This is a genomic window from Streptomyces sp. NPDC007084, from assembly GCF_040703595.1.
Lineage (GTDB): Bacteria > Actinomycetota > Actinomycetes > Streptomycetales > Streptomycetaceae > Streptomyces.
Window position 1 is genome coordinate 2,687 of record NZ_JBEYFY010000056.1, and the last position, 13,240, is coordinate 15,926.

The window sequence follows — 13,240 nt, forward strand, 5'->3', positions numbered from 1 at the left end:
CGGTGAGCCCAAGCTCGTCATCCTCGACGAGCCCACCGCCGCCCTCGGCGTCGAGCAGACCGCCCAGGTCCTCGACCTGGTCGAGCGCCGCCGCCCACGTGGCGTTTCTGGCCCGCCGGTGTCAGGAGGTGAGGGCCCGCAGGACCAGCCCCGACGCCGGCTTGGGGCCGAAGGACGTCGACTTGCGGGGCATCGTCACACCCTGGCGGGCGAGATCGCGTACGACCTCCTCGCGGACCGGGTGCATCAGGACGGCCGTGCCGCCGTCGCGTTCGGCCTTCTCCACCGTGGCGGTCGTGTCGTGGATGTAGGCGATGTGCTCCGGGGAGTCCTCCGGGATGCCCCACACATGGTCGAGGAGCGTGGCGTGCAGCACCGTCGCGTCCAGGGTGCGCCAGGCCTCCGGGTGGCCGGCCGGGATCGTCCGGGCCAGGAGGTCCGGCGAGGGGCGGTCGATCAGGTGGAAGGCGCCGTCGCCGGCCAGGAGGAAGGCGTTTCCGTCGCCGGCCGCCGCCGCCAGGGACTCCAGCGCCTCGGCGAGGGGTACGTCGAGGCGGCGGACGCGGAAGGCGTCGCCGAGGGCGGCCAGGGCCGCGTCGACCGGCAGGCGGTGCAGCAGGCGGTGGATGGCCCGGACGCGCAGCGGGTAGCGGGCGGTGTCCACGAGGAGCACCAGACCGTAGTCCCAGGGGCTCGGCGAGGGGTGCTCCGCGCGTAGACGCAGATACGTGGCCCAGCGGTGGTGGCCGTCGGCGATCAGGGCCTGGTGCCGGCCGAGGTCCGCGGCGATCTCCGCGAGGTCGGCCGGATCCGTCACCGACCACAGCCGGTGGCAGATGCCGTCCTCCGTGGTCGTCGCCAGCAGCGGGGAGAGTGTCGCCGTCTTCTCGATGACGGCGGCGGCGCCGGAACCGGAGCCGTCGCCGCGGTAGGTGAGCAGCAGCGGTTCGAGGTTGGCGGATGTGGCCCGCATCAGGTTCGCGCGGTCGGCGACGATGTGCGGCATGACGTCCTCGTGGGGCAGGACGACACCGTCCGCGGCCTCCGACAGCCGCAGGGCGCCGATCACCCCGCGCTGCACCAGGTCGCCGTCGCGCTGCTCGTACACGTACAGACCCGGCTCGGGGTCGGTCGTCAGGACGCCCTCCGCGCGCCAGCGGCGCAGGGTGTCGGCGGCCTGCTGGTTGCGGGCGGCGGGGGAGTGGTCCTGCGGGAGGATCAGCCGCACGATGTTGTACGGGTCCGCGGACTCGAGTTCGAGCAGGCCGTCGGGCCGGACGATCACGTCGTACGGCGGGGATGTCACGGCGGCCAGGCTGCCGACCCGGTCGGGGTCGTAGCGCAGGCCTTGGAACGGGGTGAGTTCGAGGCCGTTCCGCGCCGGTGTTTCCTCCTCGGGGCCCGCATAGTTCATTGAGGCATCGTAAGTGTGTCAGTGGCATGAGCGATGATCGGGGCAAAGGGATCGAACGAGGAGCGATGCGTAATGAGCCAGCCCGTCAGGACGCGGCCCGAAGGCAGCGGTCAGGCCCTGAGCGAGGTCTACGACACGGCACTGCTCGACCTGGACGGCGTGGTGTACGCGGGTGGGAACGCCATCGCGCACGCGGTGGAGTCGCTCGCGTCGGCGAGCGCCGGCGGAATGCACCTGGCGTACGTGACGAACAACGCGCTGCGGACGCCGGACGCGGTCGCCAAGCACCTCACCGAGCTGGGCATACCGACGGCCGCCTCCGATGTCATCACCTCGGCGCAGGCGGTGGCCCGGCTCATCAGCGAGCAGGTGCCCGCCGGTTCCCGTGTGCTGGTCATCGGCGGTGAGGGGCTGCGCGTCGCGCTCCGGGAGCGTGGTCTCGAGCCGGTCGACTCGGCGGACGACGAGCCGGCGGCGGTCGCGCAGGGGTACGGCGGTCCCGACCTGGTCTGGTCCCGGTTCGCCGAGGCCTGCTACGCCGTCGCGCGCGGGGTGCCCTGGTTCGCCTCGAACACCGACCTGACGATCCCGAGCGGCCGCGGTATCGCGCCGGGGAACGGCGCGGCGGTGGAGGTCGTCCGGATCGCCACCGGTGCCGAGCCGCAGGTGGCGGGCAAGCCGCTGCCCCCGATGCACCGCGAGACGATCCTGCGGACCGGCGCGAAGCGGCCTCTGGTGGTGGGCGACCGGCTGGACACCGACATCGAGGGCGCGTTCAACGGCGAGGTGGACTCGCTGCTCGTCCTCACCGGCGTGACGGACGGCGCGCAGCTCCTCGCCGCGCCGCCGCAGCACCGGCCCACCTATGTCGACGCCGACCTGCGCGGGATGCTCGCGGGCCAGCCGGAGGTCGAGGAGGCGGACGGCGGGTTCCGCTGCGGCGGCTGGACGGCGAAGGCCGGAAGCGAGGAGCTGGAGCTGTCCGGGGACGGCGAGCCGATCGACGGACTGCGGGCGCTGTGCGCGGCGGCGTGGACGGCGGCGGGGGAGTCCGGATCGGAGCTGGACGGAGGGAAGGCGCTGGCGCGGCTGGGGCTCTAGCGGGGGCTAGCGGGGGCTAGCGGGGGCTAGAGGGGGGCCAGAGGACAGGAGACCGCCGTTGCCGTCCGCCGGACGCGCGCAACCGCCGCCGTTGCGGCCGGCTTGGCGTGGTGTCGGCTGTCCTCTCGGCAGAGGGGCCGGCCCCTGTGCTGACCTGGGTGTTGGTGAGAGAGGCCGGGCGTGGAGGCGGGGCCTGAGCAGATGGGAGGGTAGGCTAACCTAACCTCGTGTTGGTCGACAGTCCCCCAGACCCCCGCGCGGAGACCGCACCCGCGCCCCCGCCCCGACGGGCGATACGCGCCCTCGGGCTCCTGCTCTCCGTGGGAGTCCTGGCGCTCGTCGCGCTCGCGAGCATCGCGATCGGCGCGAAAGCGCTGCCGTTGGACCAGGTGTGGCACGGCCTGTTCCACGACTCGGGGACGTACGCCGACGTCGTGGTCGGTGACCGGATCTCGCGCACCGTCCTCGGACTGCTGGTCGGCGCGGCCCTCGGCCTCTCCGGTGCCGTCCTCCAGGCGCTCACCCGCAATCCGCTGGCCGACCCGGGCCTGCTCGGCATCAACGCGGGAGCGTCCGCCGCGGTCGTCACGGCGATCACCTTCCTGGGCGTCACCTCGCTGAGCGGCTACGTGTGGTTCGCCTTCGCCGGTGCGGCGGCGGTCGGCGCGCTCGTCTGGTTCCTGGGCGGCAGCCGGGGCGCGACCCCGGTACGCCTCGCGCTCGCCGGAACCGCGATCAGCGCCGCCCTCTACGGCTACCTCCAGGCCGTGATGATCACCGACGACGCGGCGCTCGGCAAGATGCGCTTCTGGACGGTCGGTTCACTCGCCTCCGCGACCGACTCCACGATCCGGCAGGTCGCCCCCTTCCTCGCCGTCGGCACCCTGCTCGCGCTCGCCCTCGCCCGGCCGCTGAACGCGGTGGCCATGGGCGACGACACCGCCCGCGCGCTCGGCGCCAACCTGAACCGCACCCGGGCGCTGTCCATGGCCGCGGCCGTCGTGCTGTGCGGCGCCGCGACCGCGGCCTGCGGGCCGATCGTGTTCGTCGGCCTGATGGTCCCGCACGTCGTCCGCTCCTTCACCGGCCCCGACCTGCGCTGGATCCTGCCGTACGCCACCGTCCTGTCGCCCGTGCTGCTGCTCGGCGCCGACGTCATCGGACGGATGGTCGCCCGGCCCGCGGAACTCCAGGTCGGCATCGTCACCGCCGTGATCGGCGGGCCGGTCTTCATCTATCTCGTACGGCGACGGAGGACGGCGCAGCTGTGACGACCCCACGTATCCGCACCGCCCGCCCGCACGGCGAGCCCGCGCTCCCCGTCCGGCGCGTCCGGTCCCTCCGCACGGCCGGCGGGCTCTCCGTCCGCTTCGACGTCCGCGCGTTCGTCGTGGTCGCCCTGTTGCTGGTGGCCGCGGCCGCCGCGAGTGTGGTGCTCATCGGCACCGGCGACTTCCCGATCCCGGTCACCGACGTGGTCAGGACGCTGTTCGGCGGTGGCAACGCCGGCCAGGAGTTCATCGTCAACGACCTGCGGCTGCCCCGGGTCCTGGTCGGGCTGCTGGTCGGCGCCTCGCTCGGGCTCGGCGGCGCGATCTTCCAGTCCGTCTCCCGCAATCCGCTCGGCAGCCCCGATGTGCTCGGGCTCGGACAGGGCTCCACGGCCGGCGCGCTCATCATGATCGTGCTGTTCTCCGGCAGCGCGACCCAGGTCGCCCTCGGGGCGCTCGCCGGCGGCCTGGTGACCGGTATCGCCATCTATGTGCTCGCGTGGAAGCAGGGCGTGCACGGATATCGGCTCGTGTTGGTCGGTATCGGTATCTCCGCGATCGTCACGGCGGTCAACGGCTATCTGCTCACCAAGGCCGACCTCGTGGACGCGGCCCGCGCCGTCGTCTGGATGACCGGCTCCCTCAACGGCCGCGACTGGGCGCAGGTCTGGCCCCTGCTCGTCCTCTGCGGCATCCTCATCCCCCTCGTCCTCGGCAACGCCCGCGGGCTGCGCATGATGGAGATGGGCGACGACGTGTCGTACGCCCTCGGAGTGAGCGTCGAGCGGACGCGGCTGCTGCTGATGGTGGCCGCCGTGCTGCTGACCGCGGGCGCCACCGCCGCCGCCGGCCCGGTCGGCTTCGTGGCGCTCACCGCCCCGCAGCTCGCCCGCCGGCTCACCCGCTCGCCCGGACCCAACCTGGTGCCCTCCCTGTGCATGGGCGCGACCCTGCTGATCGTCGCGGACTGGGCCTCCCAGCGTGCCTTCGGCGCCGACCAGTTGCCGGTCGGCGTCGTCACCGGCGTGCTCGGCGGCGTCTACCTGCTGTGGCTTCTGGTCACCGAGCGCAAGGCGGGCCGGATATGAGCCGAGCGCAAGAAGGGCCGGCCGCGAACCTCGTGCGAGAAGGGCCGGCCGTGAGCCGAGTGCAGGAGGGGCCGGCCGTGAGCCGCCCCGCGAAGGCCATGCCCGTACCCGCGGACGAGAACACCCCAAGGAGCACTGTGAACCGCCTGTCCGCCGACAACGTCACCCTCGGCTACGACCAGCGGGTCATCGCGGAGAAGCTGTCGGTGGAGATACCCGACAACTCCTTCACGGTGATCGTCGGCCCGAACGCCTGCGGCAAGTCCACCCTGCTGCGCGCCCTTTCACGAATGCTGAAGCCCTCCGAGGGGCGGGTGCTGCTGGACGGGCAGGCGATCCAGTCGATGCCCGCGAAGAAGGTGGCCCGCACCCTCGGGCTGCTGCCGCAGTCCTCGATCGCCCCCGACGGCATCACGGTCGGCGATCTCGTCGGCCGCGGCCGATACCCGCACCAGGGCCTGCTGCGCCAGTGGTCCGCCGAGGACGAGCGGGTGGTGCGCGAGTCGATGGCCTCCACCGGCGTCGCCGAACTCGCCGACCGCTATGTGGACGAACTCTCCGGCGGCCAGCGCCAGCGCGTGTGGATCGCCATGGCCCTCGCCCAGCAGACCCCGCTGCTGCTCCTGGACGAGCCGACGACCTACCTCGACATCCAGCACCAGATCGACGTCCTCGACCTGTGCGCCGAGCTGCACGAGACCCAGGGCCGCACCCTCGTCGCCGTGCTGCACGACCTCAACCACGCGGCCCGCTACGCCACCCACCTGATCGCGTTGCGCGGCGGCGAGGTCATCGCCGAGGGCGCGCCGAACGACATCGTCACGGCCTCCCTGGTCGAGGAGGTCTTCGGGCTGCGCTGCCAGGTCATCGACGACCCGGAGACCGGAACGCCCCTCGTGGTGCCCGCCGCCCGCAAGACGCGCGTCGCGACGGCTAAAGAAGGGTCCTGAGGCGGAACAGGTCCCGCAGGCCCGCCTCCAGCTTCACCCGGCCCGACCCCCAGGCCTTCGCGAAGTTCAGCCTGCCGTTCACCATGGCCACCAGATCGTCGCCGGTCATGGTGAGACGGATCTGGGCCTTGTCCGGGGGCGGGCCCTGAAGTGTGTCCAGGACCTCGATCCGGCCGTCTTTCAGGCGGCCCACGAAGGTGACGTCCAGGTCGGTGACACGGCAGCTCAGCGACCGGTCCAGGGCCGCGGCGCTGCGCACGTCACCGTCCGCGCTCGCCATGTTGTCCGAAAGCTTGTCGAGTGCGGCGCGGCACTCCTCAGTCGTCGCCATCGCGGTCGACGGTACCGCAGCGCTTCGCGGTAGCGTCGGGGCATGAGCGACTCAGTTCCCGAGGGCGAGGTCCCGCGGGCGGCGACGGCCACGGAGCCCGGCGCGCCCACGGCGCCCCCGCCGGAACCGGCCCACACCCCCGCCGGCCCGGCGGTAGCCCCCGCCACCCCGGCCCACGAGCCCGCCACCCCGGCCCACGAGCCCGCCACCCCGGCCCACGACCCCTCCGCACCCGCGTACGACCCCGCCGCCCCGGCCCCGCTGAACGTCCCGCGCGCCCCCTCGGGCAACGCCGACGTCGACGCCCAGCTCGCCCGGCTCGCCGACGCCGACCACCTCGCGACGGACGGGCATGTCGAGGTGTACGAGGATGTACACCGGGGGCTGCGCGACGCGCTCACCGCGCTCGACGCCCGCCCGGGACCTCCGGCGCCCCCATCGACGTACCCGAGGAGCTGAACCGAACGTGGCAGGAGTGGCGCGCCGACGCCTCGACGCCGAGCTGGTCCGCCGTAAGCTCGCCCGCTCGCGCGAGCACGCCGGGCAGCTGATCGCCGCCGGGCGGGTCAGCGTGGGCAAGACCCTCGCGACCAAGCCCGCCACCCAGGTGGAGACCGCCGCCGCGATCGTCGTCGCCCAGGACGACAGCGACCCCGACTACGTCTCGCGCGGCGGCCACAAGCTCGCCGGGGCCCTTGCCGTCTTCGTGCCCCAGGGGCTGAAGGTCGAGGGACGGCGGGCCCTGGACGCCGGCGCGTCCACCGGAGGCTTCACCGACGTGCTGCTGCGCGCGGGCGTCGCCCACGTCCTCGCCGTCGACGTCGGCTACGGACAACTCGCCTGGTCGCTGCGGAGCGATGAACGCGTCACCGTCAAGGACCGTACGAACGTACGCGAGTTGACGTTGGAGGCGATCGATGGAGAGCCCGTGGACCTGGTTGTCGGGGATCTGTCCTTCATCCCGCTCGGACTGGTGCTGCCCGCCCTCGTGCGGTGCGCGGCACCGGACGCCGACCTGGTGATGATGGTCAAGCCGCAGTTCGAGGTGGGGAAGGACCGGCTGGGCAGCGGCGGTGTCGTGCGCAGCCCCGAGCTGCGCGCCGAGGCCGTGCGCGCGGTGGCCGGACGGGCCCGTGAGCTGGGGCTCGGCGTACAGGGTGTGACCGCGAGCCCGTTGCCCGGACCCTCGGGCAACGTCGAGTACTTTCTGTGGCTGCGGGCCGGGGCACCCGAACTCGACCCGGCCGATGTTGACCGTGCAGTGGCGGAGGGGCCGCGTTGACACAGAGCCGAGCTCGTACTGTTTTCCTGCTGGCCCACACCGGGCGGCCGGCGGCCATCCGCAGCGCCGAGCTGGTCGTCGAGGGGCTGCTGCGCTCCGGGATCGGCGTACGGGTCCTGGCGGCCGAGGCCGCCGACCTGCCGCTGCCCGACCAGGTGGAACTCGTCGAGGAGGCCACCCCGCAGTGCCTCGACGGCTGCGAGCTGCTCATCGTCCTCGGCGGTGACGGCACGCTGCTGCGCGGCGCCGAGTTCGCCCGCGCCTCCGGGGTGCCGATGCTCGGCGTCAACCTGGGCCGCGTCGGCTTCCTCGCCGAGGCCGAGCGGGACGACCTGGACAAGGTCGTCGACCGGGTCGTCACCCGGTCGTACGAGGTAGAGGAGCGGATGACCGTCGACGTGGTCGTGCACCGCAACGGCGACATCGTGCACACCGACTGGGCGCTGAACGAGGCGGCGGTGCAGAAGGTGTCCGCCGAGAAGCTCCTCGAAGTGGTGCTGGAGATCGACGGGCGGCCCGTCACCGGGTTCGGCTGCGACGGGATCGTCTGCGCGACCCCGACCGGCTCGACCGCGTACGCCTTCTCGGCGGGCGGCCCGGTCGTCTGGCCCGAGGTCGAGGCGCTGCTGATGGTGCCGATCAGCGCGCACGCCCTGTTCGCCAAGCCGCTGGTCACCTCGCCCGACTCGGTGCTCGCCGTGGAGGTGCTGCCGCACATCCCGCCCGGGGTGCTGTGGTGCGACGGACGGCGCACGGTGGAGCTGCCGCCCGGCGCGCGTGTCGAGGTGCGGCGCGGGGCCGTGCCCGTACGCCTGGCACGGCTGCACCACGCCTCCTTCACCGACCGGCTGGTCGCCAAGTTCGCCCTGCCGGTCGCCGGGTGGCGCGGGGCGCCTCACTAGGGCGTGTCGTTTGGATCAGGTGGCGCCGGAGTGCGGCGCCTTGTCGGCTGGGCCGAGCGGGGCAGGGTGCGTGCAGCTGCAAGGCGGAGGAGGGCGACGACGCGGAGCGTCGGCAACCGACGACAACGCCGCTGGGGGTACCCCCTGCTCGAAGAGCTTGGGGGAGTGCGTGCCCTGCACCGCGACCCGCCACATGATCCAAACGACACGCCCTAGGTCTGCGCGTCGGCCTGTGCGCAGGTCTGTGCCGCCCGGGAGCGGCCCGCGCTGGGTCTGTGCCGCCCAGGACAGGCTGCGCCTAGGCCTGCGCCGCCGGGGGTGCGAATGGATGTTCGATGTGGGTTCCGGAGGGTGCGGAGCCCACTCAGGCGGGTGACAAGGGCCTCTTTGGGCGGCCTTGTCACCTGCGCCTTCGCACCGGCGGGGCGGGGCCCGTCGCACACCCGGCCCCCGACCTCGTAAGGTCGTGTCCGTGTTGGAGGAGATGCGGATACGGTCGCTCGGAGTCATCGACGACGCGGTGGTCGAGCTGTCGCCCGGCTTCACCGCCGTGACCGGCGAGACCGGCGCGGGCAAGACGATGGTGGTCACCAGCCTCGGGCTGCTGCTGGGCGGGCGCGCGGACCCGGCGCTCGTACGGATCGGCGCCAAGAGCGCGGTCGTGGAGGGACGGATCACCGTGCCCGCGGGCGGCACGGCCGTCGTACGGGCCGAGGAGGCGGGCGCCGAGCTGGACGACGGCGCGCTGCTGTTCAGCCGTACCGTTTCGGCCGAGGGGCGTTCCCGGGCCCACCTGGGCGGACGCTCCGTGCCGGTGGGCGTGCTCGCCGAACTCGCCGACGAGCTGGTCGCCGTGCACGGCCAGACCGACCAGCAGGGGCTGCTCAAGCTGTCCCGGCAGCGGCAGGCCCTCGACCGGTACGCGGGTGACGCGGTCGCCGTGCCGCTCGCCAAGTACGCGGGCGCCTACCGCCGGCTGCGGGCCGTCTCCGCCGAAGTGGACGAGATCACCACCCGCGCGCGTGAACGCGCCCAGGAAGCGGACCTGCTGCGTTTCGGGCTCGAGGAGATCGCCGCCGTCGAGCCCCGCGCCGGCGAGGACGCCGAACTGGCGGCGGAGGCGGAGCGGCTCGGGCACGCCGAGGCCCTCGCCTCGGCCGCCACAGCCGCGCACGCCGCCCTCGCGGGCAACCCCGAGGACCCCGAGGGCATCGACGCGGGCACCCTCGTCGCGGGCGCCCACCGCGCCCTGGAAGCCGTACGCTCGCACGACTCGGCCCTCGCCACCCTCTCCGGGCGGATCGGCGAGATCGCCATCCTGCTCGGCGACGTGGCCGGCGAACTCGCCGGATACGCCGACGACCTCGACGCCGACCCGCTGCGACTGGCGGCGGTCGAGGAGCGCCGCGCCGCGCTCACCCAGCTCACCCGCAAGTACGGCGAGGACATCGACGCCGTGCTCGCCTGGGCCGAACAGGGCGCCGCCCGGCTCACCGAACTGGACGGCGACGACGACCGGCTCGGCGAACTGACCGCCGAACGGGACGCGCTCCGCGCCGAACTCGGCGGACTCGCCCAGGCGTTGACGGACGCCCGCGCGGAGGCCGCCGAACGGTTCGCCGCCGCCGTCACCGCCGAACTCGCCTCGCTCGCCATGCCGCACGCGCGCGTGTCCTTCGACATCCGGCAGACCGACGACCCGGACGGGGTCGAGGTCGGCGGACGCACGGTCGCCTACGGACCGGCCGGCGTCGACGAGGTGGAACTGCTGCTCGCCCCGCACCCCGGCGCCCCGCCCCGGCCGATCGCCAAGGGCGCGTCGGGCGGTGAACTCTCCCGGGTGATGCTCGCGGTGGAGGTCGTGTTCGCGGGGACCGACCCGGTGCCGACCTATCTGTTCGACGAGGTCGACGCGGGGGTCGGCGGCAAGGCCGCCGTCGAGATCGGACGCCGGCTGGCCCGGCTCGCCAAGACAGCGCAGGTCGTCGTCGTGACGCACCTGCCCCAGGTGGCCGCGTTCGCCGACCGGCAGCTCCTGGTGGAGAAGACCAACGACGGGTCGGTGACCCGGTCCGGCGTGAAGGTCCTGGAGGGCGAGGAACGCATCCGCGAGCTGTCCCGGATGCTCGCGGGCCAGGAGGACTCCCAGACGGCCCGTGCCCACGCGGAGGAACTGTTGGCGACGGCACGGGGGGACGGCTGAGGCTGCGGTCTCGGGCTGGGTGCTGGCTGCTGGGCGCTGCGCGCTGGGTGAGCGGGGCTCGGGTCGGCTTCGTCCTGCGGGGCGGGCGGGCTGTCGGCTTGGCGCCGAGGGGCTGATTGCCGCCCGGTGACAGGGGCGGCCGGCCGGTCGGTGGTCACGGCCGATAGGCGGGTCACGTGTGCTGCCCTCCCGGCGGTGGCTTTTCACGGCTCTCTAGGGTGATCGCATGATCATGCGCAGAGGTGGACGCGCCGCCGGATTCGCTGCCGGGGCTACGGTCACGCGGGCGTGCCTGGCCGCGCTGCGGGCCAAGCCGCCCGGGGGACGGGCTCGTTGGGCCCGGGTCAACTACGCGGGGCGGACCGTCGGTCTCCTCGCCGGCCCGGCGACGGCCGTGGGCGCGGCCTTCGCCGCCGCGCGGGTCCGGCCCGCCGCCGGGCTCGCCGTCGCCGCCGCCGGTGCGTGCGGGACGTACGACGACCTCGCCGGAGCGACTGACCCGCGGCGCGGTTTCCGGGCACATCTGGGCGCACTGCGCGAGGGCCAAGTGACCAGCGGGGCGGTCAAGTTGTTCGGGATCACCGCGGCGGGGCTGGTGGCCGGGGCGCTGATCAAGGAGCGGCCCTTGGACAAGGTGCTCGCCGGCGTGGTGATCGCCGGTACCGCGCACTTCGTCAACCTGGTCGACGTACGGCCCGGCCGCGCCGCCGGCGCCGTCCTCGCGCTCGGCGTACCCGGGGTGCTGCGCGGCGGCCCGGCGGGGGAGTTGTCGGCGGGCGCGCTGGGGGCCGTCGCCGCCGTCCTCGCCGATGACCTGGGCGAGCGCGCCATGCTCGGCGACGCGGGCGCCCACGCCTTGGGTGCCGCACTCGGCGCGGCCATCGCGCTCGGCAACGGCAGACCGGGACTGACCGCCCACGCGGCGGCACTGGTGGCCGCGGCGGCCTTCGGGGAGCGGATCAGCGCGGCGGCGGTGGCGTTGGGGCGGCCAGGGGGCACCTCGCTCGCGTGCGGTGAGGGGAACCGCGAGGCCTGAGCGAGAGGCCTCAGTACGCGAGTACGGGCTTCCGAGTACCGGGCTTCCGGGTACCGGGCTTCCGGGTACTGGGCTTCCGGGTTCCGGGTTTCCGGGCTCCCGGCCGACGGGACGGGGGTGCGGAGGCGGGGTGCGTGGGGGGTGGTCGTGGGGGGCGTGCGGTGAGGTGGGGGCGACCCCTGGTGGGTGTGTGACACCGGTGGGGGGTGGGGTGGGGGAGTTTGGTGAGGGCTGAGTGGGGGCGACGGTCCCTGGACCGGGGGTTTTCTCACTCGTGCGGGTGACCCTCCTCCCCACGTTGCCTTCTCTGACGTGCCCTCGTCGCGACGGCGGTGCCGGAACACCCGTACGGCCTGGCATCCTTGGCGGAGATACGCCGTGCAGGACGACGTGCGGTCCACCCCCTCCGCGCGATCCTTCTGTACGTTTCTTCGTGACGGTCCGACGCCGAACCAGGAGCCCCGGCCACGTGAGCCACGTGAGCAGCCACTCACCGCACGGTCAGTCGCCGCTGCGCACCGTGCAGGTGCTCGGCGGCGGAAGCGCGGGCAGCAGCGCGCATGTGCGGTCGCTGGCCTCGGGACTTGTCGCCCGGGGCGTCCGCGTCACCGTCTGCGCCCCCACCGACGCCGACCGCGCGTACGGGTTCTCCGGGGTGGGCGCGCACCACGTCCCCGTCCCCCGGGCCAGTGACCCCGCCTCCGTGTCCGCGCTGCGGGCCGCGTGCGCGGACGCCGATCTCGTGCACGCGCACGGGCTGCACGCGGCACTGCGCTCGGCGCTGGCACTCAGCGGGCGGCGCGTGCCGCTCGTCGTCACCTGGCACACCCGCGCGGACGCCGAGGGCGCGCGAGCCCATCTGCTGCGGCTCCTCGAACGGCGGGTCGCCCGGGCGGCCTCGGTGGTGCTCGGCACCTCCTCCGACCTGGTGGACCGGGCCCGCAGCAGAGGAGCGCGGGACGCCCGGCTCGCCGCGGTCGCCCTGCCCGCGCCCCGCCCGCCGCTCGAACCCGCGGACCCGGAGCGGTTCCGCAACAAGGCGCGGGCCGAACTCGGCTCGACCGACCGCCCGTTGCTCATGGCGGTCGGCTCGCTCGACCGGCAGCGCGGCTACGACACCCTGCTGGACGCGGCGCGCGCCTGGTGCCGGCTCGATCCCGTGCCGCTCCTGGTGATCGCGGGCGAGGGGCCGCTGCGCCCGGTCCTGCAACGCCGTATCGAGGAGGAAGGGCTGCCGGTGCGGCTCCTCGGGCGGCGCGACGACATCACCGACCTGCTCGCGGCGGCCGACATCGCACTGCTGCCCAGCAGTTGGGAATCGCGTTCGGTCCTCGCGCAGGAGGCGCTCCACGCGCGCGTGCCGCTCGTCGCGACCGCGGTCGGCGGCATCCCCGAACTCGTCGGCGACGCGGCCGAACTCGTCCCCTACGGCGACGCGAAGGCGCTCGCCGACACCGTCGTACGGCTGCTCGCGGACCCGGTCCGCCGGGAGGAACTGCGCGAGCGCGGCACCCGGCAGGCGGCGACCTGGCCGACCGAGGACGAGACGGTCGCCCAAGTGCTCAGCGTCTACGACGAGTTGACGCAGCCCCGGCCGTTGGGCTGAGCTGCGGCGCACTCTCTGTCGGAGACCAGCCCGCCGGGGGGCACCGCCACCGCCAC

General features: G+C 73.9%; 12 protein-coding genes and 1 pseudogene. 11 read left to right on the forward strand and 2 right to left on the reverse strand.

Annotated elements, in window-relative coordinates:
• A pseudogene (locus AB0912_RS29620) lies at nt 1–109 on the forward strand (sugar ABC transporter ATP-binding protein); the annotation flags it as partial.
• A gap of 12 nt (nt 110–121) precedes the next feature.
• Here AB0912_RS29620 and AB0912_RS29625 read toward each other — a convergent pair.
• Nucleotides 122–1,414, reverse strand: coding sequence for a DUF1015 domain-containing protein (locus AB0912_RS29625; RefSeq protein ID WP_366705171.1), 1,293 nt, complete (start codon nt 1,412–1,414; stop codon nt 122–124).
• Between the two features lie 72 nt (nt 1,415–1,486).
• Between AB0912_RS29625 and AB0912_RS29630 the strand changes: the two genes are divergently transcribed.
• The 4 genes from AB0912_RS29630 (at nt 1,487) to AB0912_RS29645 (ending at nt 5,824) form a co-directional block, all read left to right on the forward strand.
• Complete coding sequence (locus AB0912_RS29630) at nt 1,487–2,515, forward strand: HAD hydrolase-like protein (RefSeq protein WP_366705173.1); 1,029 nt, start codon at nt 1,487–1,489, stop codon at nt 2,513–2,515.
• A 227-nt stretch (nt 2,516–2,742) separates the two neighbouring features.
• Nucleotides 2,743–3,786 (forward strand): iron chelate uptake ABC transporter family permease subunit, encoded by a 1,044-nt coding sequence (locus AB0912_RS29635; RefSeq protein ID WP_366705175.1) that lies wholly within the window; start codon nt 2,743–2,745, stop codon nt 3,784–3,786.
• Between the two features lie 11 nt (nt 3,787–3,797).
• Complete coding sequence (locus tag AB0912_RS29640) at nt 3,798–4,874, forward strand: iron chelate uptake ABC transporter family permease subunit (protein ID WP_366705241.1); 1,077 nt, start codon at nt 3,798–3,800, stop codon at nt 4,872–4,874.
• 98 nt (nt 4,875–4,972) lie between these two features.
• Complete coding sequence (locus tag AB0912_RS29645; protein WP_366705243.1) at nt 4,973–5,824, forward strand: ABC transporter ATP-binding protein; 852 nt, start codon at nt 4,973–4,975, stop codon at nt 5,822–5,824.
• Here the strand turns inward: AB0912_RS29645 and AB0912_RS29650 are convergent.
• Nucleotides 5,808–6,155 (reverse strand): SCP2 sterol-binding domain-containing protein, encoded by a 348-nt coding sequence (locus AB0912_RS29650; protein WP_366705178.1) that lies wholly within the window; start codon nt 6,153–6,155, stop codon nt 5,808–5,810. The genes AB0912_RS29645 and AB0912_RS29650 overlap by 17 nt on opposite strands.
• 42 nt (nt 6,156–6,197) lie before the next feature.
• On the opposite strand from AB0912_RS29650, the gene AB0912_RS29655 reads away from it, so the two are divergent.
• From AB0912_RS29655 to AB0912_RS29680, 6 genes are all read left to right on the forward strand, one after another.
• Complete coding sequence (locus AB0912_RS29655; RefSeq protein ID WP_366705180.1) at nt 6,198–6,614, forward strand: hypothetical protein; 417 nt, start codon at nt 6,198–6,200, stop codon at nt 6,612–6,614.
• Between the two features lie 7 nt (nt 6,615–6,621).
• Nucleotides 6,622–7,437 (forward strand): TlyA family RNA methyltransferase, encoded by an 816-nt coding sequence (locus AB0912_RS29660; RefSeq protein WP_366705181.1) that lies wholly within the window; start codon nt 6,622–6,624, stop codon nt 7,435–7,437.
• Nucleotides 7,434–8,339, forward strand: a complete 906-nt coding sequence (locus AB0912_RS29665; RefSeq protein WP_366705183.1) for an NAD kinase — start codon at nt 7,434–7,436, stop codon at nt 8,337–8,339. The genes AB0912_RS29660 and AB0912_RS29665 overlap by 4 nt, the downstream gene beginning before the upstream one ends.
• 472 nt (nt 8,340–8,811) lie before the next feature.
• Nucleotides 8,812–10,542 (forward strand): DNA repair protein RecN, encoded by a 1,731-nt coding sequence (gene recN / locus AB0912_RS29670; protein ID WP_366705185.1) that lies wholly within the window; start codon nt 8,812–8,814, stop codon nt 10,540–10,542.
• A gap of 226 nt (nt 10,543–10,768) precedes the next feature.
• A complete protein-coding gene (locus AB0912_RS29675) occupies nt 10,769–11,578 on the forward strand; it encodes a hypothetical protein (RefSeq protein ID WP_366705187.1) in 810 nt (269 codons plus the stop codon).
• A gap of 469 nt (nt 11,579–12,047) precedes the next feature.
• Nucleotides 12,048–13,184 carry a glycosyltransferase family 4 protein gene (locus AB0912_RS29680; protein ID WP_366705189.1) on the forward strand — a complete coding sequence of 379 codons (1,137 nt, stop codon included), beginning with the start codon at nt 12,048–12,050 and terminating at the stop codon, nt 13,182–13,184.
• The last annotated feature ends 56 nt before the right edge of the window (nt 13,185–13,240 follow it).

Excerpts from the sequence above, each read along its gene's own strand:
- AB0912_RS29625 (WP_366705171.1), bottom strand. The coding sequence starts at position 1,414 with ATGAACTATGCGGGCCCCGAGGAGGAAACACCGGCGCGGAACGGCCTC.
- AB0912_RS29630 (WP_366705173.1), top strand. The coding sequence starts at position 1,487 with ATGAGCCAGCCCGTCAGGACGCGGCCCGAAGGCAGCGGTCAGGCCCTG.
- AB0912_RS29675 (WP_366705187.1), top strand. The coding sequence starts at position 10,769 with ATGATCATGCGCAGAGGTGGACGCGCCGCCGGATTCGCTGCCGGGGCT.
- AB0912_RS29650 (WP_366705178.1), bottom strand. The coding sequence starts at position 6,155 with ATGGCGACGACTGAGGAGTGCCGCGCCGCACTCGACAAGCTTTCGGAC.
- AB0912_RS29645 (WP_366705243.1), top strand. The coding sequence starts at position 4,973 with ATGCCCGTACCCGCGGACGAGAACACCCCAAGGAGCACTGTGAACCGC.
- AB0912_RS29655 (WP_366705180.1), top strand. The coding sequence starts at position 6,198 with ATGAGCGACTCAGTTCCCGAGGGCGAGGTCCCGCGGGCGGCGACGGCC.